This is a genomic window from Bartonella sp. AP150HLJHH (assembly GCF_042196385.1).
Taxonomy (GTDB): domain Bacteria; phylum Pseudomonadota; class Alphaproteobacteria; order Rhizobiales; family Rhizobiaceae; genus Bartonella.
Genome location: NZ_JBHIQC010000007.1, coordinates 57341 through 79907, shown reverse-complemented (window position 1 = coordinate 79907; position 22567 = coordinate 57341). Strand labels below are relative to the sequence as shown.

Here is a 22567-nt window from a genome sequence, read left to right as displayed (position 1 = left end):
AAAAGGGCTGCGCTCTTATTACTTTAAGAGGCTCAATAACCTTATTAAGGCTATACAGGTCATTTTTAAAAGTAAATGTATTTTAAAGAAGATCTGTTATAAAATAAATGAGATATTACAACAGGTTCTAAGAATCTTTGAAGGAGAACAGCATGAACCACGAGGTCATGAATCTTTTCAATCCTCAAGCGCCAGCGCAGACATTTGACTCTATTCGTATTTCTATTGCGAGTCCTGAGAAAATTTTGTCCTGGTCGTATGGTGAGATTAAGAAGCCTGAGACTATTAATTATCGGACTTTTAAACCAGAACGTGATGGTCTTTTTTGTGCACGTATATTTGGCCCTATTAAGGACTATGAATGTCTATGTGGCAAATATAAACGCATGAAGTATAAGGGCATTATTTGTGAAAAATGTGGTGTAGAGGTTACTCTTTCGCGCGTACGTCGTGAGCGTATGGGGCATATTGAACTTGCGGCACCCGTTGCGCATATATGGTTTCTTAAATCATTACCAGGCCGTATTTCTACACTTTTAGATTTAACTTTAAAAGATATTGAACGGGTTCTTTATTTTGAGAATTATATTGTAACCGAACCAGGGTTAACATCTCTTAAGCTCCATCAGCTTCTTTCTGAAGAAGAATATATGCTTGCTATTGATGAATTTGGAGAAGATCAGTTTACAGCTATGATTGGCGCTGAAGCTATTTACGAGCTTTTAGCTAGTATGGAGTTAGATAAAATCGCTAATGATTTGCGTCTTGAATTAGCTGAAACAACTTCAGAGTTAAAGCAGAAAAAATTGATTAAACGACTTAAAATCGTTGAAAATTTTCTTGAATCTGGAAATAAGCCAGAGTGGATGATTATGAAAACAATTCCGGTTATTCCACCGGATTTGCGTCCATTGGTTCCGCTTGATGGTGGGCGTTTTGCGACATCAGATCTGAATGATCTTTATCGGCGTGTTATTAATCGTAATAACCGCTTGAAGCGGCTGATTGAATTGCGAGCTCCTGGAATTATCGTACGCAATGAAAAGCGTATGGTACAAGAAGCTGTTGATGCATTGTTTGATAATGGACGGCGTGGGCGTGTGATTACTGGAGCCAATAAACGTCCTCTTAAGTCTTTATCAGATATGTTGAAGGGCAAGCAAGGGCGTTTTCGTCAGAACTTACTTGGGAAGCGTGTTGATTACTCGGGGCGTTCTGTTATCGTGACGGGTCCTGAATTAAAATTGCATCAATGTGGTCTTCCCAAAAAAATGGCTCTTGAATTATTTAAGCCTTTTATTTATGCGCGGCTTGATGCAAAAGGCTATTCATCAACGGTAAAGCAGGCAAAGAAGCTTGTTGAAAAAGAACATCCAGAAGTTTGGGATATCTTGGATGAGGTTATTCGTGAACACCCTGTTTTACTCAACCGCGCGCCAACATTGCACCGTTTGGGGATTCAGGCTTTTGAACCTATCTTAATTGAAGGCAAAGCTATTCAACTTCATCCACTGGTGTGTACTGCTTTTAATGCAGATTTTGATGGTGATCAGATGGCGGTTCACGTGCCGCTTTCTCTTGAAGCACAGCTTGAAGCCCGTGTTTTGATGATGTCCACCAATAATATTCTTCATCCGGCAAATGGTGCTCCCATTATTGTTCCCTCACAGGATATGGTTCTTGGTCTTTATTATCTTTCAATTGTTTCTGAAAAAGAACCAGGTGAAGGAATGGCCTTTTCTGATATAGGTGAGCTTCATTATGCCTTGGAAAATAAGGTTATAACGCTTCATACGAAGATTAAAGGCCGTGTTAAGAATATGGGGAAGGATGGAAAAGAAGTCTCTAAACTTTATGATACGACACCTGGTCGTTTGATTATCGGTGAGCTTTTGCCAAAAAGTGCGGATATCTCATTTGATATTGTCAATCAAGAGATGACGAAAAAGAACATTTCTAAAATGATTGATCATGTTTATCGGCACTGTGGACAAAAAGAGACGGTTATTTTTTGTGACCGTATTATGCAGCTTGGCTTTTCTTATGCTTGTCGTGCAGGAATTTCATTCGGTAAGGACGATATGGTTATTCCTGATAGTAAGTCGCGTTTAGTCGCAGAAACAGAAGCTTTGGCTAAGGAGTACGAACAGCAATATAATGATGGTTTGATTACACAAGGCGAAAAATACAATAAGGTTGTAGATGCTTGGGGTAAATGTACAGATCGCGTCGCAGATGAAATGATGAAACGTATTCAAGCTGTGGATTTTGATCCTAAAACAGGTCGTCAACGGCCGATGAATTCTATCTATATGATGTCGCACTCTGGTGCTCGTGGTTCTGCTAACCAGATGAGACAATTGGCCGGTATGCGTGGATTAATGGCAAAACCATCGGGTGAAATTATTGAAACACCCATTATTTCAAATTTTAAAGAAGGTCTAACTGTTAATGAATACTTCAATTCCACGCATGGTGCACGTAAAGGACTTGCTGATACTGCGTTAAAGACGGCGAACTCTGGTTATTTAACACGGCGTCTTGTTGATGTTGCACAGGATGCTATTATTTCAGCAGTTGATTGTGGTACCGCAAAAGGGCTTACCATGCAGCCGATTGTTGATGCAGGACAAATTGTTGCCTCCCTTGGGCAAAGAATTCTTGGTCGTACAGCGCTTGTTGATATTCTACATCCTGTCTCTGGAGAGGTTATCCTTGAAGGTGGGGCAATGATTGAGGAAGCTGATGTCGCGAAGATTGAAGCAGCTGGGATTCAATCTGTTCAAATTCGTTCTGCATTAACATGTGAAACACGTCTTGGTGTTTGTGCAAAATGCTATGGTCGTGATTTGGCGCGTGGAACACCTGTTAATCAGGGAGAAGCGGTTGGTGTTATTGCTGCTCAATCCATTGGTGAGCCGGGAACACAGCTTACTATGCGTACTTTCCACTTAGGAGGAACTGCGCAGGTTGTTGATTCATCGTATTTAGAGGCATCTTATGAAGGTAAGGTGGAGATTCGTAATCGTAATGTAGTTCGTAACTCTGAAGGCCATTTGGTTGTTATGGGGCGTAATATGGCTATCCTTATCAAGGATGAGTTAGGAAAAGAGCGCGTTGTACATCGTGTTAGCTATGGTGCTCATATTTTTGTTGATGATGGTGATGTGGTTAAACGTGGCCAACGTATAGCAGAATGGGATCCTTATACACGTCCAATTTTAACGGAAGTTGAAGGCTATGTGGGTTTTGAAGATATGATTGATGGTTTATCTGTCACTGAAACAGCTGATGAATCTACGGGTATTACGAAGCGTTTGGTGATTGATTGGCGCGCTAATCCACGTGGTGCGGATCTTAAACCAGCTATTATTATTCACACGGATAAAGAAGGTGAATCCATTGCTAAATTGTATAAGGGAGGTGAAGCCCGTTATATGATGTCAGTGGAAACTATTCTTTCTGTTGAGCTTGGTGCTCATGTTAAGGCTGGTGATGTTATTGCTCGTTTGCCAATGGAAAGTGCCAAGACGAAAGATATTACGGGTGGTCTTCCTCGTGTGGCTGAGCTTTTTGAAGCGCGTCGTCCAAAGGATCATGCGATTATTGCTGAAGTTAGTGGTACAATTCGATTTGGCCGTGGTTATAAGAATAAACGTCGTATCATTATTGAACCAAATGATGAAACTCTTGAGGCAGTAGAATACTTGATTCCAAAAGGTAAGTTGTTCCACTTCCAAGAAGGCGATCAAATTGAAAAGGGAGATTATATCCTTGATGGTAATCCAGCACCTCATGACATCTTGGCGATTAAGGGGGTTGAAGCTTTGGCATCTTATCTTGTTAATGAGATTCAGGAGGTTTATCGTCTGCAGGGAGTTCTTATTAATGATAAGCACATTGAAGTGATTGTTCGTCAAATGTTGCAAAAAGTTGAAATTACTGAATCTGGAGATTCTGGTTATATTCCAGGTGATAATGTTGATCGTATTGAACTTGATGAAATCAATGATAATTTGATTGCAGAAGGGAAGAAACCAGCATCTGGTAATCCCATTCTTCTTGGAATTACAAAAGCTTCTCTTCAAACGCCTTCTTTCATTTCGGCGGCATCGTTTCAGGAAACAACACGTGTTCTTACTGAAGCAGCAGTTTCTGGTAAAATTGATACTTTGCAAGGACTTAAAGAGAACGTTATTGTCGGTCGTCTTATTCCAGCAGGTACGGGTGGTACAATTTCTCAAATCCGTCGTATTGCTGCAGTTCGTGATGATTTGATTGTAGATGAGCAGCGTAAGTCTAGTAATAACGAAGTGGCTAAGGCTATGTTGACAAATATGACAACTGGGGCCGTTGCTGAATAATTTAAATACAACATCACATAATAAAAAACGTCTGAATAGAACGTTCAGACGTTTTTTTATTTCGAAATACAGAAGTTGTATATTTTTTTGAAAAATATCAAAAATTATAAGGCGATAGTTATTTTAAACATCTTTAGTAGCTTATTGTTTTGTAATGATGCTTATCTTTTTTGTTACTTTATTTTAAAGTTTCTTAATTTCTAAAAGCAGTATAGAAAGTTTTTTTCCAAATATGTGAAACTCAAAAATCATATTCAAGGAAAAGAGTTGATTATCTACAAATCAAATAATGATTGATTTTGAATTTGAGTAAATTTTTTGATTGATATCTTCTATAAAGCTTTAAAAAGACTTATAATGAAAGATCAATAGTCTTTTCTGTAATCTAAAAAATAATTGATTCTCTACTATACAATGCTTGTACGATAAGAATGTATTTTCTTATAAATTAGAATGCAGGAAAGTAGAGATTGGGGTGCTTATTAAGTTATATAAAAAATAGACATATTTCTTATAACAATGTGATCTATGCAGACAGAATAATAAAATGTACGAATATTATTCAATTGGAAAATTAACACGTGAGTTTTCAATAATAGCTCGAACTTTGCTATGAAGAAGAGGGACTTCTTATCCCTTTTCGGTGTGGAAGTACACGGATTTATACATAAACGGATCGTCATAAGTTAAAACAAATCCTGTATGCTAACAGAGTAAAATTTTCGTTGTCTGAAATATCTGATATGTTGACAATGGTTGGAAAACCACCTGATGATGAGAAAAAGCTTAAGAAATTAATTGCAGGAATTCATAAAAAACGAACTGATTTAAAGCAGATGCAGCATGATGTTGATGATCTTCTACAGGATTTAGAATGAATTGAAGAGAGTTTTTTTTGAGAGCTTAGCGGAGTTGGAGGGTAGTCATTGATTATAAATTTATTTTGTCTTCTTTTAGACTAATTTCTTTCTCTTAAAAGAGATAGATTATACCGTCTCTAAGGGGAATATTTACCACTGCGTGAAATGTGTAAGTCATTTAAAGAAATAGAGTGTTTGAAAAAGCTGCAAAGGTATTTTCGCAGTATATTATTCTTGATAAGAAAAAACTATTTTTCATAAAGAAAGTAAAAACAATGACAGTTTCTCCTATGAGTGTTTTTCAATCTATTTTGTCACGAAAGTCAATTCGCGCTTTTACTGATCAGCCAGTTAGTTTGGAAACAATCAAAGAAATCTTAAAACTTGCAGCACGTGCACCATCTGGAACAAATATTCAGCCATGGCAAGTAATTGTGCTTACAGGAAGTGTATTACAGAAAGTAGGGCAAGAGCTTTCACAACTTGTGCTTTCAGGTGTAAAAGGAGAGCGTGAATATAGTTATTATCCACGTCAGTGGCGTGAGCCTTATATTTCAAGGCGTCGAAAAGTTGGTTTGGATCTTTATCAGAGTCTTGGAATTCAAAAAGGTGATGAAGAAAAAATACTTCATCAAAAGGCGCGAAATTTTTTATTTTTTGATGCACCTGTAGGACTCTTATTTACAATGGATCACGACATGGAAATGGGGAGTTGGCTTGATTTGGGTATGTTTATGCAGACCATTATGTTAGCTGCACGTGGATTTGGATTAGATACCTGTCCTCAAGCTGCTTTTGCTGATTATCATAAACAGATTCGTACGCTTTTATCTATTCCTTCTGATCGCCATATTATCTGTGGTATGGCACTTGGTTATCGCGATATGAGTGCTCCAGAAAACAATTTTGAGACAGAACGAGAATCGTTAGAAAAATTTGTACGTTTCATTGAAACATACCCATAAAATATTTTATACAATTAAGCATATGTTTTGAAGAACTTAGTGCATTATGAAAAATATTTCCGATAAGATTTCTCATCCTTATTGAATTTTAATATTGCATATTAACACTTATTTTACTACGTTTGGAACATTGGGAGTAGTGACTCTAGGGGCATTGTCAGTTTTAAAGGTTGGCTAATGGAAAACACTATAGAAAGAAAGTGTTGGGTGGTAGCAAGACGAGCGACATTCGTGTTTATTGTTGTCATTTTTTTAGTTTATCTCGCAATTTGATTTTAAACGGAAGAAACGTTATGAAAAAGCATATATGCTCAAGCTGTACTATAGTTTAAGGTGATACGTGTTTCTATCTGTTTTTGAACTTTTTAAAATTGGGATTGGTCCTTCTAGCTCACATACGATGGGACCAATGACTGCTGCTAATATGTTTTTGCAAAAGATAGGGGATTTTTCTCAGTCGTCTGATGTTCAAGTTTCTCGTATACGTGTTTATCTTTATGGTTCTTTAGCTTTCACGGGTATTGGTCATGCAACAGATAGAGCTATCATATTAGGACTTTTAGGAGAAAAAGCTTCTACTGTTGATCCTGATAGCATGGGGTTTTTGTTAGAAAAAGTTATACGTGAAAAAAAAGTGCAACCAGAAGGTCATCCCGCTTATCAGTTTGATGTGCAACGTGATCTTATTTTTGAACGAAAGCAAATCCTCCCTGGACATACAAATGGACTAGCCTTTGAAGGACTTGATACTGATGGGAATGTTCTGTTGCGGCAGATTTATTATTCTATCGGTGGTGGCTTTGTTGTGACTGAGGATGAATTAAGCCATATGAATGATAATATACAACCAGAAGCATTTGAGGTACCATATCCATTCGATTCTGCTTGTACAATGTTATCAATGGCAGAAAAATCAGGACTTTCAATTGCTGAAATGAAGCGCTTAAATGAAGAAACAAAGATAGAGCGTTCTTCTCTTGATGTAGGGCTTGATGAAATTTTTTCAGCGATGACAAATTGCATTGATAGAGGTCTTTCACAAGAAGGTGAGTTGCCTGGTGGATTGCGTGTTTTAAGGCGCGCTAAAAAGCTGCATGAAACGCTTTTGGAAAAACAAAAGAAAAATTACAATTATCCACTTTGGGCAAATGATTGGCTTTCGGTATATGCTATAGCAGTCAATGAGGAAAATGCAGCAGGTGGTCGTGTTGTTACAGCACCAACAAATGGAGCAGCCGGTGTCGTCCCAGCCGTTTTGCGTTATTATCTTCAGTTTAATGATGATTCAGATCGAGAGGGAATACATAATTTTCTATTAACGGCAGCAGCTATAGGTGGTGTTATTAAACATAATGCCTCTATTTCTGGTGCAGAAGTTGGGTGTCAAGGTGAAGTTGGAACGGCATCTTCAATGGCCGCAGCAGGGTTGACCGCAGCGTTAGGTGGAACACCAGCTCAAATTGAAAATGCGGCAGAAATTGCGCTTGAACATCACTTGGGAATGACATGTGATCCTGTTGCTGGTCTTGTACAAGTGCCTTGTATTGAGCGTAATGCAATGGGAGCTGTTAAGGCGGTAACGGCTTCTTCTCTTGCATTATATGGTAATGGAGATCATTTTGTTTCTCTTGATGCTTGTATAGAAACAATGCGCCAGACTGGTCATGATATGAGTGAACGCTATAAAGAGACAAGTAAAGGTGGTCTTGCAGTCAATGCGATATCTTGTTAAGAGCTGGAACATTTTTCAATCCATAACTGGACTTTTGGGAGAGAGATCGTATTTCCTAATAAAGCTTATGTTTTTTGTTCCTTATAAATCAAAATTCCACTTTAATGCAGCAGTAGTTTGAAATAAATCTGAGGTGATTCAGTGTTTTCTTAACGAATAATAGGTGTTGCATGCAAGCTTGGAGGGGAGAGTGTTGTACATCTGTTTGATTTGTCTCTAAAGTGGGGAAAAAGTGTAATTTGGAAAAAATAAGAAAGCGTAAAGTAAAATTAGTGATCAATCTGCTATTATTTTTAGCTGGGTTTTATGGCTTTAAAAAGTTTCCATAGCCATATATCTTTTAAGTAATGGAAGATTATGCCTGAGTATCCAAGGAAAATTTGTTTTAAGTCTGAATAATTATGATGAAGAAAGTAGAATTTTAAAGGTTTTAATTTTTTAAAAGTGAAGTTTTTTTCTACCTAGTATGGTAAAAAATGCCTTGAAAAAAAACACTAATTTACAATAATTAAGAGATATATTGGAAATATCTTTTTTATTTATAAATTTTGTACCGACAAAAAAATTAAAATAAATAATAACGTATACATTAAGAAATATTTATAAAAATTCTCATGAGAATAGAATGCACACGATAGAACATTGTCGTGTTACGCGTTCGTGAGTTCGTTTTAAAAAAATATCTCTCAGGCCTCCCCCCAAGCTCATTTCGCGATGGCACCTGTGAATGATATAACGGTAAATCCATTGAGCTGTCTCTATCTTTATGCTTAATAAAAAGAAGTACGCTGGCATGGTTACACACTTTACCAGCCCCCCTCTGTACAGGGGGACTAAAGCACTTGGCATTTGAAACGGTTCATTATAGGCATTTTTAGTCTTTTTGGGACAGTTTCACGCTACACACTAATCTCGCTCATAACATGCAAGAGACGGTTTTGATTGATTCAACATAAACAGATTTTAAATGAGAGAATCTTACGATATTCGAGATTCTCATCTAACAAAAAAAATAATTAATTATCTTTATAAATCAGTATCTTGCATATGAATAATATAATGTAAGTTTTCCATGAATGGTATAAAAGCTATAGAGTATTAGCATCTTTATTTATAAAGGGAGAAAACCAGCACTATCATCCTTTTTTAAATGGTTTATATGCTAATTTTGCTCGTGATGAGCAAGCGAGCGATTTTGACTGATTCAAGATAAGAAGTAAAATAAGATTATTTTACGAAAATCTCTTGTTCAATATGCAAAAAATAAATTATAATTATAAATTAAAATCTTATGGAAATCGTTATCATAATATTTAATCTGATAATTTGTTTACGTTTTTTCATCGATAGTATTTGTATTTTCCAATTTGCTGTGCCTGTTGACATAAATACAAGTAAGAGGAGTGAGATTGTTTTTTTTTACAGCGGTTATGTTGTATAGGGAGCGTTATTAAGAGGGATTTTCTTTATTGAACTTTTACAATAATCCCATCAAATCGATAAGCTTTCATCTAATGAAGCTATTCATTTTTTCCAGAAAGATATCAAGGATAATTTTTTATATTAAATCCAAAAGTGGAAAAATATTGGGTATTCTTATGTCCTTAACAATGTTTTTATTGAAAGCTTGGAGATATTGGATAGTTGGAAAAGCTGTCAGAAAATTCAACAATTTAAGAAAAAAGTATGTTTATCAAAAGGTTTTCTAAGGCTGTAGATAATGGTTAATAATAAAATAATTTTTTAGAGAGGGTCTGTAGAATTAAATATTTGTTGCTCCTAAACGGATTTTAATAGGCACATTACCAGTTTGGCTCGCAACACGTAAATGAATGCGTACAGGAGGCATTATGAGACGACGGTTGCGCATTGTTTGGCAAATGAGAAGGTTAACAAGAGACTGTGTATCTAATGCAGTCGAATTATATTTTAAACCAGTAAGTTTTGCGGCAGCATCGTGAAGAGAACGCAATGAAAGGAGGGATGATTGCTTCAATAAAACTTCTTTTTTATGGAATGAAGCAAAAGCATTATCTGTCATAATACTATCCTTAACGCAGAATTCAAAAATTTTTAGTAGGCTACAGTATAGCAGTTAAAATTTGCTTTCTTTAATGTAGAGCAAGCATCAAATGCAGCTTTTTTTGATTGAAACCCTGTAAAGCGCGCTCGGTAATAACGCTGCCCATTTTTTTCAAACAGTTGCATATGTGAAGATGCGTTCTTTAAAGTGGAAAAAGCTGTATTTTTTGCTTTTAAAAGTAGAGTTTTTGCTTGTTCTTCACTAGGAAGAGAACCAATTTGGATAGCCCATCCGGCATTTTCGGACAAAGAGACTGTTACAATTTTATGAGTCTCAGCCGGTATAGTTTTTTGAGGATTCGGTATTGGTATAATTACCTTATTGACAGCCGTTATTGCGATATTGGAGTTTTTAGGTTGTTCTGCAAATGCTGTCAACATAGTCGAAATTTCATCGTCAAAATTACTTGAATCAGCTTTAATGGTCGGTATAGGAGTATTAGCCCCAGTGGGTAAGTGATAGCGTACAGAAGCTATTAAACGTTCACCACTTTTCATTTGGCTTGCTTTGGGCAAATATTGATTCAATAAGCTAGCCATATGCTCGTCACGTGCAGTAGATGATTTACCTCCCATAACAACAGCGACAATAGAGCGCCCCTCAAGACGCATCGAAGTTGCTAAATTAGAACCTGACATTTGTGTGTAGCCTGTTTTAATTCCATCGACACCTTTCATTATTTTAACAAGTTTATTGTGGCTGTTAATTTTATGTCCACGAAAATTAAAACTTTTTGTTTTGAACAATTTATATTGTTTGGGAAAATGTTTACGTAAAGCTAATGACAAAGTCGCTATATCTCGTGCTGTAGAATAATTGTGCATATCCGGAAGTCCTGAAGCATTTGCAAAATGTGTATGTTTCATACCAAGTTTACGAGCTTTTACTGTCATCATTTGAGCGAATTTTTTTTCACTACCTCCAAGATATTCTGCAATGGCAGCAGCAACATCATTTGCGGATCTTGTAATGAGCGCTTTAGCTGCTGCTTCAGCAGAAATTGTTTGGCCTGCTTTAAACCCAATTTTTGTCGGTGGACGCATTGCTGCATAATGAGAAACAGGAATTGGTGTATTTGGTGTCACACGACGCATCTGCATAGCTTCAAAGAGTAAGTACAATGTCATCATTTTTGTTAAAGAAGCAGGATAACGTTTCAGTGTTGCATTGGCTTGAAATAAAGTTTTTCCCGTAGTAGCATCTATAACAATAGCCGCATACTTATCAGGATAGGCCCCTTGAGGTGTGGCGGATGCCCAACAGTAAGAAAAAGCTAACATAACAAAAGAAATTGCTATTGTTTTACAGTAGCGCATAATTTTTTGATAATTAATATACACTTGCAGTATCCTATTTCTCCATTTATCCTAAAAAACTTCTATAAAGCTTCCTTTTCTGTAATTTATTGATGCAGTTTAGACGAATGGTATTACTAATTTGTTTACAGAAGTTATTTTATGAGTGAGTGATTGAAGTCTAACCATAGAGGGAAATTTTTTTCTAATACAAACAGGTATTGCAATAGTTATGAAAGAATTTAAAATTAATAAAAATGTGCTGCATGGAAAACGATAATGGGACAGATGCTCATAATAAACTCTATAGCTCATATTATGCATAATGAAAAGGGCAAGAATTGGGATGAAGGTAGGCATGGTGCGGTTATAATGCCTAAGGCTAGAGAAAAACTCGAAAAACCTAAATTATGTCGAGTTTTTTTGCTTAATGATGATTACACACCTATGGATTTTGTTGTTTTCGTTTTGAAGAACTTTTTTAAAAAAAGTTTCGAAGAGGCAACGCGGATAATGTTAGATGTTCATCACAATGGGATAGGAGAATGTGGGACTTACACTTATGAAGTCGCTGAAATGAAAATATTACAAGTGAGGGAATGTGCGCGTCAAAATGAACATCCGTTACAATGTGTAATGGAATGGAAGTGAGGAGCTATGCCATCTTTTACACCTAGTCTTGAAGAGGTTTTGCATCGTGCATTAACAATTGCTACTCAAGCACGGCATGAATATGCAACACTAGAGCATCTTCTACTTGCGCTGTTAGATGATGCCGATGCAAATTCCGTTATTCAGGCTTGCCAAGTAGATGTGGAGGAATTGCGAGAGCGCTTAACCAATTATCTTCGCTCAGAGTTAGATGAACAGATTAGAGCTGATGAGGATACAAAGCCTACAGCTTTTTTCCAGCGTGTTATCCAACGTGCGGTGATTCATGCACAATCAGCTGGAAAAGATGAAGTATCGGGGGCAAATGTTCTTGTTGCAATTTTTTCTGAACGTGAAAGCCATGCAGCATATTTTCTTCAAGAGATGGGAATGACACGCTACGATGCTGTACGTTTTATTTCACAGGGTGTCACGCGTGATGATGGGTTATCCATGTTACTTGAAGGACTTGAAGAGCAATTAGATCAGCAGATTTCGGATAATGGTGAAAGAGGAACAAGTGCTTTAACGAATTATTGTGTTGATCTCAATTGTAAAGCACGTAATGGAAAAATTGATTTATTAATTGGCCGTGAAATAGAAATTTCACGCATGATACAGATTTTATGTCGAAGGTCAAAAAACAATCCGCTTTTGGTTGGTGATCCTGGAGTAGGGAAAACAGCTATAATTGAGGGGTTGGCAAAGCGTATTGTTGATGGGCAAGTGCCTGAAGTTTTATCAAATGCAACAATATTTTCTCTTGATATGGGGGGACTTGTTGCAGGTACACGTTATCGCGGTGATTTTGAAGAACGCTTAAAGCAAGTTATTAAAGAGTTTGAGCTGTATCCAGATGCTATTTTATTTATTGATGAAATTCATACCTTAATTGGAGCAGGAGCGACATTAGGGGGAAATATGGATGCAGCAAATCTTTTGAAACCTGTGTTATCTTCTGGAACTATGCGATGTATTGGTTCGACGACTTACAGAGAATATCGCAAATTCTTTGAACAAGATCGTGCTTTAGAGCGTCGTTTTCAGAAGATTGATATTAATGAACCTTCTGTTACAGATGCGATTAAGATTTTGCAGGGGATGAAGCCTTACTTTGAAGATTTTCATCAGATTAAATATACAGATCAGGCGATGAAGGCATCTGTAGAATTATCTTCACGTTATATAATTGACCGTAGGTTACCTGACAAAGCAATTGATATTATTGATGAAAGTGGCGCAGCGCAAAAGCTTTTGCCACAAAAACAACGCAAGAAGAGTATAGGTGTTAAAGAAATTGAAGCGACTGTTGCTACAATTGCAAGAATTCCACCAAAAACAGTTTCTCGGAATGATCAGAAGATACTGAGTAAGCTTGAAAGAGAACTCAAACATGTTGTTTATGGTCAAGATCAGGCAATTTCCGTCTTAGTTTCATCCATAAAATTGGCGCGAGCAGGTTTACGCGAACCGGATAAACCAATAGGAAGTTATTTATTTTCAGGACCAACAGGTGTAGGAAAAACTGAAGTTGCAAAACAGCTTGCATCATCTTTAGGCATTGAATTATTGCGTTTTGATATGTCAGAATATATGGAACGGCATACGGTAGCACGTTTAATCGGAGCACCTCCAGGTTATATAGGGTTTGATCAAGGAGGTCTCCTTACAGATGCAGTTGATCAGAAACCTCACGCAGTTCTATTGCTAGATGAGATTGAGAAAGCGCATCCAGAGTTATTTAATATTTTATTGCAGGTAATGGATTATGGTAGATTAACAGACCATAATGGTAAGAAAATTGATTTCCGCAATGTTATTTTGATTATGACAACCAATGCTGGTGCTTCAGATATGGCAAAATCAGCTATTGGATTTGGGAAAGTACATCGTGATGGTGAGGATATAGAAGCAATCAATCGGTTATTTACACCAGAATTTCGTAATCGGTTAGATGCAATTATTCCGTTTGCACCTTTATCTCATTTAATCATCAATCAGATAGTGCAAAAATTTATTTTTCAGCTTGAAGCACAATTAGCTGATCGGGGAATTTGTTTTGAATTAAGCCCTTCTGCAACTTTATGGCTTTCTAATAAAGGATATGATTCTCAGATGGGAGCACGCCCATTAGGGCGTGTTATACAAGAATATATTAAAAAGCCATTAGCTGATGAAATTTTATTTGGAAAGTTACGCAATGGTGGGACCGTTCGCGTATTGACACAAAAATCAAATGGTAAAAAAGAAAGCTTACAGTTAGAAATTTCATCTTCCGATATATCTGTAAGTTCAAAGAAAAGTAAAATGGAAAACTTTACAAAAAAACGTGTAGGAAAAAAAAGTACAACAACTTAAGAGTGTGTTATAAAGCTGCACGAATTTTTTTTGCATTCTCTTCAAGTATTTCTGGAGGCGTTACCATATCATTATGAGGGGTAAGCTCTATTCCCTCCATACGTGGTATAATATGAAAATGAAGGTGATAGACGGTTTGTTGACTAGCTGCTTCATTAAATTGCATGACAGTTATGCCATCTGCTTGAAAGGCTTTTTTGACAGCATTTGCAATTTTTTGAACAGCTTTAATAATAGGAAATAATGTTTCAGGATCTGCATCAAGTAAGTTTCTAGAGCCTTTTTTAGGAATGACCAGCGTATGACCTGGTGCTTGTGGCATGATATCCATAAATCCAATAACATCATCATCTTCGTAGACACGAACAGAAGGGATTTCATTGCGAATCAATTTAGCAAAAATATTGTTATTGTCATAAGCTTGTTTCATACAAATATTTCCTTTTATCGTAAGTTTAAGATTCTAATTTAAAAACGAAAAAATGCAAGGTTTATCAGAGTGTAAGACAAAGAAGTATTTTGACTTCAGTTATATTTAGGATAATGCACTGTCTTAATGAAGGTTTAGATTTCTATAATGGCTTCAACTTCTACAGGAACATCCATAGGAAGAGAGGCAACACCAATAGCAGAACGGGCGTGTTTTCCAATTTCACCAAGGATATTGACGAATAAATTAGAAGCTCCATTGGCAACAAAAGGAATATCGGTAAAATGAGAATCTACAGCCACAAAAACAGTAATTTTGACCACACGTTTTATTTTATTTAAGTCACCCAGAGTTGCCTTGAGTTGCGCGAGAATATTGAGAGCGCAAGCTTCAGATGCTTTTTGGGCTTGTTCGGTATTCACAGTTGCACCAACTTTACCGATGGCTATTGGTTTTCCATTAATAAGAGGGAGTTGTCCAGAAATAAAGATTTGATTGCCACTTTGTGAAGTGGTGATGTAATTGGCAAGGGGGGAGATTACTTCAGGAAGAGTGATTCCGAATTTTTCTAAGTTTTTTTCAATCATATTGGTCATAATTTTAACTCCATAGCTGCTCTATAATATATTCATTGCATAATCTATTTTTTGATTTAAGAAAATGTGTGGTTAATTGAGAAATTAACCTTTTTTGCCTTATTGTATGATGTTATGCAACGGGGATAAAGTTCGGAAGTTGGGAATGATTAGATCATTATTTATAATAATTTTATATATTGTTTTTTTATGTACTGCGAGAGCTGAAGAGCCCATTTTTATTGTGCCTCATCGAGCAATTTATGATTTTCATCTCGATAGTGTTTCTCATGAAATGACAATTTCTGCGATGTCAGGACGAATGGTTTACGAGCTTACTGGTTCGGCATGCCAAGGCTATAGCACACGTTTTCGTTTCATTAGCCGTGTTCACATTGAAGATATGCCAGTACGTTTGACGGATCAACAGACGACGAGTTATGAAACAGGAGACAGCCGTACATTTCGTTTTAATATTACAGATCAAGAGGGAGAAGAGGTTGTGCATCGTGCCGAGGGGGTTGCGGAGCGTACGCAAGATGGTATCACAGTTACCTTAAAAAAGCCAAAGGAAAAAGAGTATAAGCTTGCAATGGCTGAATTTCCAATGATGCAACTAAAAAATATTATCCGCCATGCAAAAGCAGGAGATCATTTTTACAATGTTACTGTATTTGATGGGACAAATAAAGCAGATAAAGTTATAAAAGAAAGTATCGTCATAGGGGAAAAGAAGACGCTTTTATCTGATAGCGAAACGGAAAAAGTAAGAAAATTGGATGAAGAAGAATATTGGCCTGTTACAATTTCTTATTTTGATGATGGAGAAAATAAAGATGGTTTGCCGGTTTATCGTAGCAGTTTTCTCTTACATGAGAATGGTGTCATGCGTGATCTTCATATAGATTATGGAACTTTTTCAGTGCGTGCAAAATTGAACAGTCTCGAATTCTTGGAACTTGGAAAAGATCTTAATCAATGTGAAAATGCAAATATTAAATGATTAAAGAAAATAACTTGAAAAAGAATCAAATATTAGTATGTTTGCGCTATTCCACACGCGGAGTCTGGGTGTTTGCAAATGATCTGTGAGAAACTTCTAGCAAGCATCCGCCGGTAGCAGGTCTTCCTGCTTTTTCCGCGGAGGTTGAACCGGAAAGGATAAGATTTATGGCACTACCCGATTTTACTATGCACCAGCTTTTAGAAGCCGGTGTGCATTTTGGTCACCAGACTCATCGCTGGAATCCCAAAATGACTCCCTATATTTATGGTCAGCGTAATAATATCCATATTATTGACCTTGCTCAGACTGTTCCACTTTTACACCAAGCACTTAAACTTGTTTCAGATACTGTAGCGCGTGGTGGTCGTATTCTCTTTGTTGGTACGAAACGACAAGCATCTGACATTATCGCAGATGCGGCGAATCGTTCTGCCCAGTATTACGTTAATGCACGTTGGCTTGGCGGCATGCTCACAAACTGGAAAACGATTTCCAATTCGATCCATCGTTTGCGGAAGCTTGATAAAATTCTTGCTGCTGAAGCGCAAGGCTTTACTAAAAAGGAACGTTTAAATCTTGAACGTGATCGTGAAAAGCTTAATCGTGCGCTTGGTGGTATTAAAGATATGGGTTCTGTTCCAGATCTTATCTTTGTTATCGATACGAATAAAGAAAATATTGCACTCCAAGAAGCAAAGCGTTTAGGTATTCCAGTGATTGCTATTATTGATACCAATTGTGATCCCGATGACGTAACACATCCAATACCAGGTAATGATGATGCTTCACGTGCAATTTCTCTTTATTGCGATCTTTTTGCCCGTGCTGCTCTTGATGGTATTGCACGCCAGCAAGGAGCAATGGGTATCGATTTAGGAGCTCAAGTTGATGCACCTGTGGAGCCTATTTTGGAAGAAAATGCAGTTTCAGAAGTTTCTGAATAATATAAAATGCCTAATTAAGGTACTTTTATTGTCTAAAGAAGAAGTTATAGGCGTGCAGAGGGATTTTGCACGCTTTCACTGTTATAAAATAAAGAGGCAAATATGAGCATTACTGCTGCACAAGTAAAAGAACTTCGAGAACTATCTGGCGCTGGTATGATGGACTGTAAAGCCGCCCTAGCAGAGACCAATGGTGATATGGAAGCTGCTGTTGATTGGCTTCGTAAAAAAGGAATAGCTAAAGCAGATAAAAAGGCTGGTCGTACAGCAGCTGAGGGATTAATCGGAGTCGTATCAAAAGATTCACATGCAGTTTTGGTTGAGATTAATTCTGAAACAGATTTTGTTGCGCGCAATGATGGATTCCAAGACATCGTGCGTAAAGTAGCAACTGCTGCCTTAGATACGCCAGGGGATGTTGAATCTGTTTCTGTTTCTCTTTATCCAGGTTCTGAGAAGACTGTAGAGCTTACGATTAAAGATGCAATTGGTACAATTGGCGAAAATATGACATTTCGTCGTTCCGCTAAATTGTCTGTTGAGAATGGTGTTGTTGCGACTTATATACACAATAGTGTGGCTGATGGGCTTGGAAAACTTGGTGTTTTGGTTGCAATTGAAACAACAGGAAATAAGGAAGCTGCTCTTGCTTTTGGTCGGCAGGTCGCGATGCATATTGCGGCAACCAATCCATTAGCACTTACAGCACAAGATGTTGATGCTGCTGCTGTTGAGCGAGAAAAAGCAATTTTTTCAGATCAAGCGCGTCAGTCTGGAAAACCTGAAAATATCATTGAAAAAATGGTAGAAGGACGTATGCGTAAGTTTTTTGAAGAGGTTGTTTTGCTTTCTCAAGCTTTTGTTATGAATCCTGATATAACTGTTGAGGCCGCTCTAAAGGATGCTGAGAAATCAATTGGTGCCCCAGCAAAAATTACAGGCTTTATTCGTTTTGCATTAGGTGAAGGTGTGGAAAAGGAGGAGTCTGATTTTGCTGCAGAGGTTGCTGCTGCTGTAAAAGGCTAGTTATTGCAAACTCTTGATCAGAGATTTAAAGTCATATCATTGGTTGTAGAATCTCTGAGGGGAACAATGTAATTGTTGAGAGGGCGTCACGTGAAAAAAGTGGTGCCCTTCGTGATGTCAAAAGCAAAAAGTAAATGGGCTTTTGGGGAGATTATTAATGGCATTAGCACTTCCGTATAAACGTATTCTTTTAAAGGCTTCTGGTGAAGCTCTTATGGGAGGGCAGAATTTTGGCATTGATGTTTCTGTTGTAGACCGTATTGCCGCTGATATTGCAGAAGTGCGCACAATGGGGATAGAAGTTGCGGTTGTTATCGGTGGGGGAAATATTTTTCGTGGCGTTGCTGTTGCTTCGCATGGTGGGGACCGAGTGACAGGTGATCATATGGGAATGCTTGCAACTGCTATTAACTCTTTAGCATTGCGAACATCTTTGACAAAATTAGGGGTTGAAACTGTTGTACTCTCTGCGATTGCTATGCCACAAATTTGTGAAAGTTTCTCGCAACGTAAAGCAATAGCTTATATGAATCAGGGAAAAGTTGTTATTTTTGCAGGTGGTACAGGAAATCCATTTTTTACCACTGATTCTGCTGCTACTTTACGTGCAGCAGAAATTGGTGCGGATGTCCTTCTTAAAGGAACACAAGTTGATGGTATTTATTCAGCAGATCCAAAAATAGACCCTACGGCTAAGCGTTTTGACCAATTAACACATGTTGAAGTTTTGCAATGGGGATTATCTGTTATGGATTCAACGGCGGTCACTTTAGCACGTGAGAACAATGTACCGATTATTGTGTACTCCATTCATGAAAAAGGCGGTTTGGCTAAGGTCTTGAATGGAACAGGACGCTTTACAATAGTATCGGAATAAGGGTAAGCTTCAAAGGACAATTGAAGGAGACAGAAATATGAATGTTACATCAATTATGGATGATTTGAAACGTCGCATGGATGGTGCCATTACGGCTTTTAAACATGAATTAGGTGGTTTGCGGACTGGACGTGCATCGGCCAGTTTATTAGAGCCGTTGACCGTTGAATCTTATGGTTCTGTTGTGCATATCAATCAGGTTGCTAATATTTCTGTTCCCGAACCTCGGATGCTTTCTGTTTCTGTATGGGATAAAACGATGGTCGGAGCTGTAGAGCGCGCTATTCGCGATTCTGGTCTTGGTTTAAATCCCATAACTGATGGTACGAATCTACGTATTCCTTTGCCTGAGTTGAATGAAGAGCGCCGTAAAGAACTTGTAAAAATTGCGCATCACTATGCAGAGCAAGCGCGTGTTGCTACACGTCATGTTCGTCGGGATGGTCTGGACAATTTGAAAAAGTTAGAAAAAGATGGTGAAATTGGTCAAGATGAAGCCCATAGTTTGTCTGAAAAAGTTCAAAAACTCACGGATGAAACTATTGCTGATATTGATAAAATTTTAGCCGTAAAAGAATCTGAAATTATGCACGTTTAAGACGATTTTGTCACTAGAAAAAGGATATTTACTCCCAGCCTGTAAATTGTTTCTAGGGAAATTGTAGGGAGTGGTGTGCTCTGTGGTAGCAAGGTGTGATGCAGGAAGGTGTTCTATCATTTTGATATGGGAGAGACTGATTTGAAAGGGCAGATGTTTTTATTTTTTAGTCTGCGTGATAAATCATGCCCTTTGCTGGGAGACACTATTTAACAGCATGGTGCGGGTTTTTAGTTGAGCACGTCTTTGTTAAAATGCATAATAAAAGCATTATTAGAAATTATTCAAATATTCTAAGATGAAAGTTGAGGAAAGAATATAATGCAAAAAAACAAGTCTAACCTTTCTCTTATTTCTCATTATAAAACATGTGAGTATAATTGATCAAGCAGATGTTATGTGGCGTAATTCATTTTTTAATGACGAATAGTTGATAGAAAAGTGTTTTTATACGAAACCTATATTAGTTAATTTGTATGGGGCAGAGGTAACTGCTTTTTCATTTTATATTTGAGAAAATATTAAAAAAATATTTATAATTTTGACGGAGATTTTTGAAGCTGTTTTCATTGATTATTAGTTTCATAAGCGCTATCTTAGTAGACTGAATTATTTATGATAAATTATAAGAGAAATTATACAGGTATGAGATAAAAATACTGCGTAGGGGAGTTTTTCTTGCGTTAATTTTAGAGCTTGTATTTTCTATTTTTATTGTTTGGATGTTGTTTTGTCTAATTTGGTTTATCGTATTCTGACAGCTTTTGTTTTTGGCATTATTGCGTTGTATCTAACATGGTTGGGAGGAAACTTCTTTTTTTTATTTGTATGGTGTATTGGCGGTTTTGTTCTTTATGAGTGGATGAGTATTACTAAAGAGAAATGGTGTATTTTACAAAAAATATTAGCAAGTATCTTTTATTTAATCTTTGGCTTTTTTTTAGTATTGAGTGTATCTGCTTCATTGATTTTTTGTGTTTTAATCGTTTTAGCTACAGTGTTAGCTATTATATCTATAAAAAAGAGTGGTTGGGTTTTTTGTGGTTTTTTATATGCATCTTTTCCTGTTGTTGCTTTATGCTTTCTACGGGATCATGAAATGTTGGGGTTCCAAGTTGTTATTTTCTTATTTACGATAGTGTGGGGAACAGATATCGGTGGTTATTTTATCGGACGTGCATTAGGGGGCCCTAAATTAGCACCACAATTTTCTCCTAATAAAACATGGTCAGGAGCACTTGGTGGTACATTTGTCGGAGTTTTCGGTGGTATATGGGTTGCTTTTGGATTTTTTGATATAAATTTAGCCAGTTTTTTTGTGCCACTCCTTACACTTGTTTTGTCAATTGTTTCACAATTGAGTGATTTAGGGCAATCATGGCTCAAAAGACGGTTTTCTGTTAAAGATTCTAGTTCTTTATTGCCTGGACATGGTGGTTTTATGGATCGTATAGATGGATTGGTAGGGGCAGCTTTTCTTCTTTATTTAATTGGTTCATTTATGTCTGATATGGATGCGCCTTTTAATCTTTTTAGTATGATCTAATTGGGAGAAGATAGTTTGGAACTTTTAAATCATATCGTCACTATGGGTGATTTTCTTTTAAGAAGTTTGAGTATTCTTTTCATCATTATGATTATCATTTTTGTGCACGAATTTGGGCACTATCTCATTGGTCGGTGGTGTGGTATTAAGGCGTTAATTTTTTCGCTTGGATTTGGACCAGAAATAGCGAGTTATACAGATAAGCATGGCACGAAGTGGCGTTTAGCACTTATCCCCTTAGGAGGTTATGTAAAATTTGTTGGGGATGAGGAAAAAATCGATACGGAATCATCCCAATCATCTCTGATTGTTGATGGTTCATTTGCTAGTGCGCATGCTTGGAAAAAAGCAGCAACTGTTTTTGCCGGTCCTTTCTTCAATGCCCTTTTTACTGTTGTTATTCTAACATTTTTTTTCTTTATCTATGGTCGTGTAGCCATTGAGCCCGTTGTTGGTTCTTTGGTAAAAGATAGCCCTGCTCTTCAATCCGGTTTGGAATTAGGTGATCGTTTTGTTGAAATGGATGGACGACGGGTTGAAAGCTTTGAAGATTTGATGAATTATGTAGCTTTTCACGGAAGAGAACCCATAGAGTTTAAAATAGAACGCATGGGGCGAGTCTTTACAACGATGATTACCCCGAAAGTCGTTGAGCGAGATGATGGATTTGGTAATCGAACACGAAGTGCTATGATAGGTGTAGGTGTTCCTGTTGATTTAAATAATCCTGCACGTTTAGATCCAACTTATATAAAACATATTCGCTATGGTTTTGTAACAGCTGTAAGAAAAGCGTCAGACCGTACTGTGTTTATCGCCACTCAAACCGTTCTTTTTATGAGTCGTTTAATAGGAGGCAAAGAGGATCGTTGTCGGCTAAGTGGACCTTCTAAAACCGTTAAAATTGCTTGGAAAGTGAGCGAGACAGGTTTTATCTCTTTGTTGAATTTGGCAGCTTTTCTTTCAATAAGTGTTGGGCTTATTAACCTTTTTCCGATTCTACCGCTTGACGGTGGGCATCTTTTATTGCATGTCATTGAGGTCATTACTGGGAGGAAAATATCTGCTAAAATTCAGGGAATCGTTTTTCGTTTAGGTTTTTCCATTCTTCTCCTTTTTATGATCTTTGTCTTTTTTAATGATTATTTTTGTTGGTTTAGCTAATTAAATTATGGAAAACGCTTTATAAATTAAGTAATAATAGCAAAAACAAATTGAAGGTTGTTTACCATGTCTACAAAATGTTGTGGCGTTGTA

17 protein-coding genes are annotated in these 22567 nt (G+C 37.1%); 13 read left to right on the top strand and 4 right to left on the bottom strand.

Features of this window, described 5'->3' with window-relative positions:
• Window positions 1-152: 152 nt before the first annotated feature.
• From rpoC to ACFING_RS04635, 4 genes are all read left to right on the top strand, one after another.
• The gene (gene rpoC, locus ACFING_RS04650; protein ID WP_375613463.1) at window positions 153-4364 is read left to right on the top strand and encodes a DNA-directed RNA polymerase subunit beta'; all 4212 of its coding nucleotides are present in this window, start codon (window positions 153-155) and stop codon (window positions 4362-4364) included.
• A 725-nt stretch (window positions 4365-5089) separates the two neighbouring features.
• Entirely contained in the window at window positions 5090-5242 is a 153-nt protein-coding gene (locus ACFING_RS04645; RefSeq protein ID WP_375630046.1) for a hypothetical protein, read from the top strand.
• 257 nt (window positions 5243-5499) lie between these two features.
• A complete protein-coding gene (locus ACFING_RS04640) occupies window positions 5500-6189 on the top strand; it encodes a nitroreductase (RefSeq protein WP_375612167.1) in 690 nt (229 codons plus the stop codon).
• Window positions 6190-6529: 340 nt separating this feature from the next.
• Complete coding sequence (locus tag ACFING_RS04635) at window positions 6530-7921, top strand: L-serine ammonia-lyase (RefSeq protein ID WP_375620780.1); 1392 nt, start codon at window positions 6530-6532, stop codon at window positions 7919-7921.
• 1762 nt (window positions 7922-9683) lie between these two features.
• On the opposite strand, the gene ACFING_RS04630 is transcribed toward ACFING_RS04635, so the two are convergent.
• Together ACFING_RS04630 and ACFING_RS04625 are read right to left on the bottom strand one after the other, a co-directional pair.
• Window positions 9684-9962, bottom strand: a complete 279-nt coding sequence (locus ACFING_RS04630; protein ID WP_375612117.1) for a hypothetical protein — start codon at window positions 9960-9962, stop codon at window positions 9684-9686.
• A gap of 32 nt (window positions 9963-9994) precedes the next feature.
• Window positions 9995-11344, bottom strand: a complete 1350-nt coding sequence (locus tag ACFING_RS04625; protein ID WP_375630045.1) for a D-alanyl-D-alanine carboxypeptidase — start codon at window positions 11342-11344, stop codon at window positions 9995-9997.
• Window positions 11345-11578: 234 nt separating this feature from the next.
• On the opposite strand from ACFING_RS04625, the gene clpS reads away from it, so the two are divergent.
• Both clpS and clpA read left to right on the top strand, forming a co-directional pair.
• On the top strand, window positions 11579-11950 hold the full coding sequence (gene clpS / locus ACFING_RS04620) for an ATP-dependent Clp protease adapter ClpS (RefSeq protein WP_375630044.1): 372 nt from the start codon (window positions 11579-11581) through the stop codon (window positions 11948-11950).
• A 6-nt stretch (window positions 11951-11956) separates the two neighbouring features.
• Window positions 11957-14308: an ATP-dependent Clp protease ATP-binding subunit ClpA gene (clpA, locus tag ACFING_RS04615; RefSeq protein ID WP_375630043.1), complete on the top strand. Its 2352-nt coding sequence runs from the start codon at window positions 11957-11959 to the stop codon at window positions 14306-14308.
• Between the two features lie 7 nt (window positions 14309-14315).
• Here the strand turns inward: clpA and ACFING_RS04610 are convergent, their stop codons facing one another.
• Window positions 14316-14738, bottom strand: a complete 423-nt coding sequence (locus tag ACFING_RS04610) for an HIT family protein (RefSeq protein WP_375630042.1) — start codon at window positions 14736-14738, stop codon at window positions 14316-14318.
• A gap of 134 nt (window positions 14739-14872) precedes the next feature.
• A complete protein-coding gene (locus tag ACFING_RS04605) occupies window positions 14873-15334 on the bottom strand; it encodes a RidA family protein (protein WP_375620782.1) in 462 nt (153 codons plus the stop codon).
• A gap of 145 nt (window positions 15335-15479) precedes the next feature.
• Between ACFING_RS04605 and ACFING_RS04600 the strand changes: the two genes are divergently transcribed.
• From ACFING_RS04600 to ACFING_RS04570, 7 genes are all read left to right on the top strand, one after another.
• A complete protein-coding gene (locus tag ACFING_RS04600; protein ID WP_375620783.1) occupies window positions 15480-16316 on the top strand; it encodes a cell envelope integrity EipB family protein in 837 nt (278 codons plus the stop codon).
• 167 nt (window positions 16317-16483) lie between these two features.
• Window positions 16484-17263, top strand: a complete 780-nt coding sequence (gene rpsB / locus ACFING_RS04595) for a 30S ribosomal protein S2 (protein WP_273788135.1) — start codon at window positions 16484-16486, stop codon at window positions 17261-17263.
• Between the two features lie 102 nt (window positions 17264-17365).
• Window positions 17366-18289: a translation elongation factor Ts gene (tsf, locus tag ACFING_RS04590; protein WP_375630041.1), complete on the top strand. Its 924-nt coding sequence runs from the start codon at window positions 17366-17368 to the stop codon at window positions 18287-18289.
• A 157-nt stretch (window positions 18290-18446) separates the two neighbouring features.
• Window positions 18447-19166: a UMP kinase gene (gene pyrH, locus ACFING_RS04585; protein ID WP_273790666.1), complete on the top strand. Its 720-nt coding sequence runs from the start codon at window positions 18447-18449 to the stop codon at window positions 19164-19166.
• A gap of 37 nt (window positions 19167-19203) precedes the next feature.
• Window positions 19204-19764, top strand: coding sequence for a ribosome recycling factor (gene frr, locus ACFING_RS04580; protein ID WP_273790667.1), 561 nt, complete (start codon window positions 19204-19206; stop codon window positions 19762-19764).
• A 730-nt stretch (window positions 19765-20494) separates the two neighbouring features.
• Window positions 20495-21310: a phosphatidate cytidylyltransferase gene (locus tag ACFING_RS04575; protein ID WP_375613469.1), complete on the top strand. Its 816-nt coding sequence runs from the start codon at window positions 20495-20497 to the stop codon at window positions 21308-21310.
• Between the two features lie 15 nt (window positions 21311-21325).
• On the top strand, window positions 21326-22474 hold the full coding sequence (locus ACFING_RS04570; RefSeq protein ID WP_375613470.1) for an RIP metalloprotease: 1149 nt from the start codon (window positions 21326-21328) through the stop codon (window positions 22472-22474).
• Window positions 22475-22567 lie beyond the last annotated feature (93 nt).

Coding starts and splice junctions, on each gene's coding strand:
- rpoC (WP_375613463.1), top strand. CDS start 153: ATGAACCACGAGGTCATGAATCTTTTCAATCCTCAAGCGCCAGCGCAG.
- ACFING_RS04640 (WP_375612167.1), top strand. CDS start 5,500: ATGACAGTTTCTCCTATGAGTGTTTTTCAATCTATTTTGTCACGAAAG.
- ACFING_RS04630 (WP_375612117.1), bottom strand. CDS start 9,962: ATGACAGATAATGCTTTTGCTTCATTCCATAAAAAAGAAGTTTTATTG.
- clpS (WP_375630044.1), top strand. CDS start 11,579: ATGGGACAGATGCTCATAATAAACTCTATAGCTCATATTATGCATAAT.
- clpA (WP_375630043.1), top strand. CDS start 11,957: ATGCCATCTTTTACACCTAGTCTTGAAGAGGTTTTGCATCGTGCATTA.
- ACFING_RS04610 (WP_375630042.1), bottom strand. CDS start 14,738: ATGAAACAAGCTTATGACAATAACAATATTTTTGCTAAATTGATTCGC.
- ACFING_RS04605 (WP_375620782.1), bottom strand. CDS start 15,334: ATGACCAATATGATTGAAAAAAACTTAGAAAAATTCGGAATCACTCTT.
- ACFING_RS04600 (WP_375620783.1), top strand. CDS start 15,480: ATGATTAGATCATTATTTATAATAATTTTATATATTGTTTTTTTATGT.
- rpsB (WP_273788135.1), top strand. CDS start 16,484: ATGGCACTACCCGATTTTACTATGCACCAGCTTTTAGAAGCCGGTGTG.
- tsf (WP_375630041.1), top strand. CDS start 17,366: ATGAGCATTACTGCTGCACAAGTAAAAGAACTTCGAGAACTATCTGGC.
- pyrH (WP_273790666.1), top strand. CDS start 18,447: ATGGCATTAGCACTTCCGTATAAACGTATTCTTTTAAAGGCTTCTGGT.
- frr (WP_273790667.1), top strand. CDS start 19,204: ATGAATGTTACATCAATTATGGATGATTTGAAACGTCGCATGGATGGT.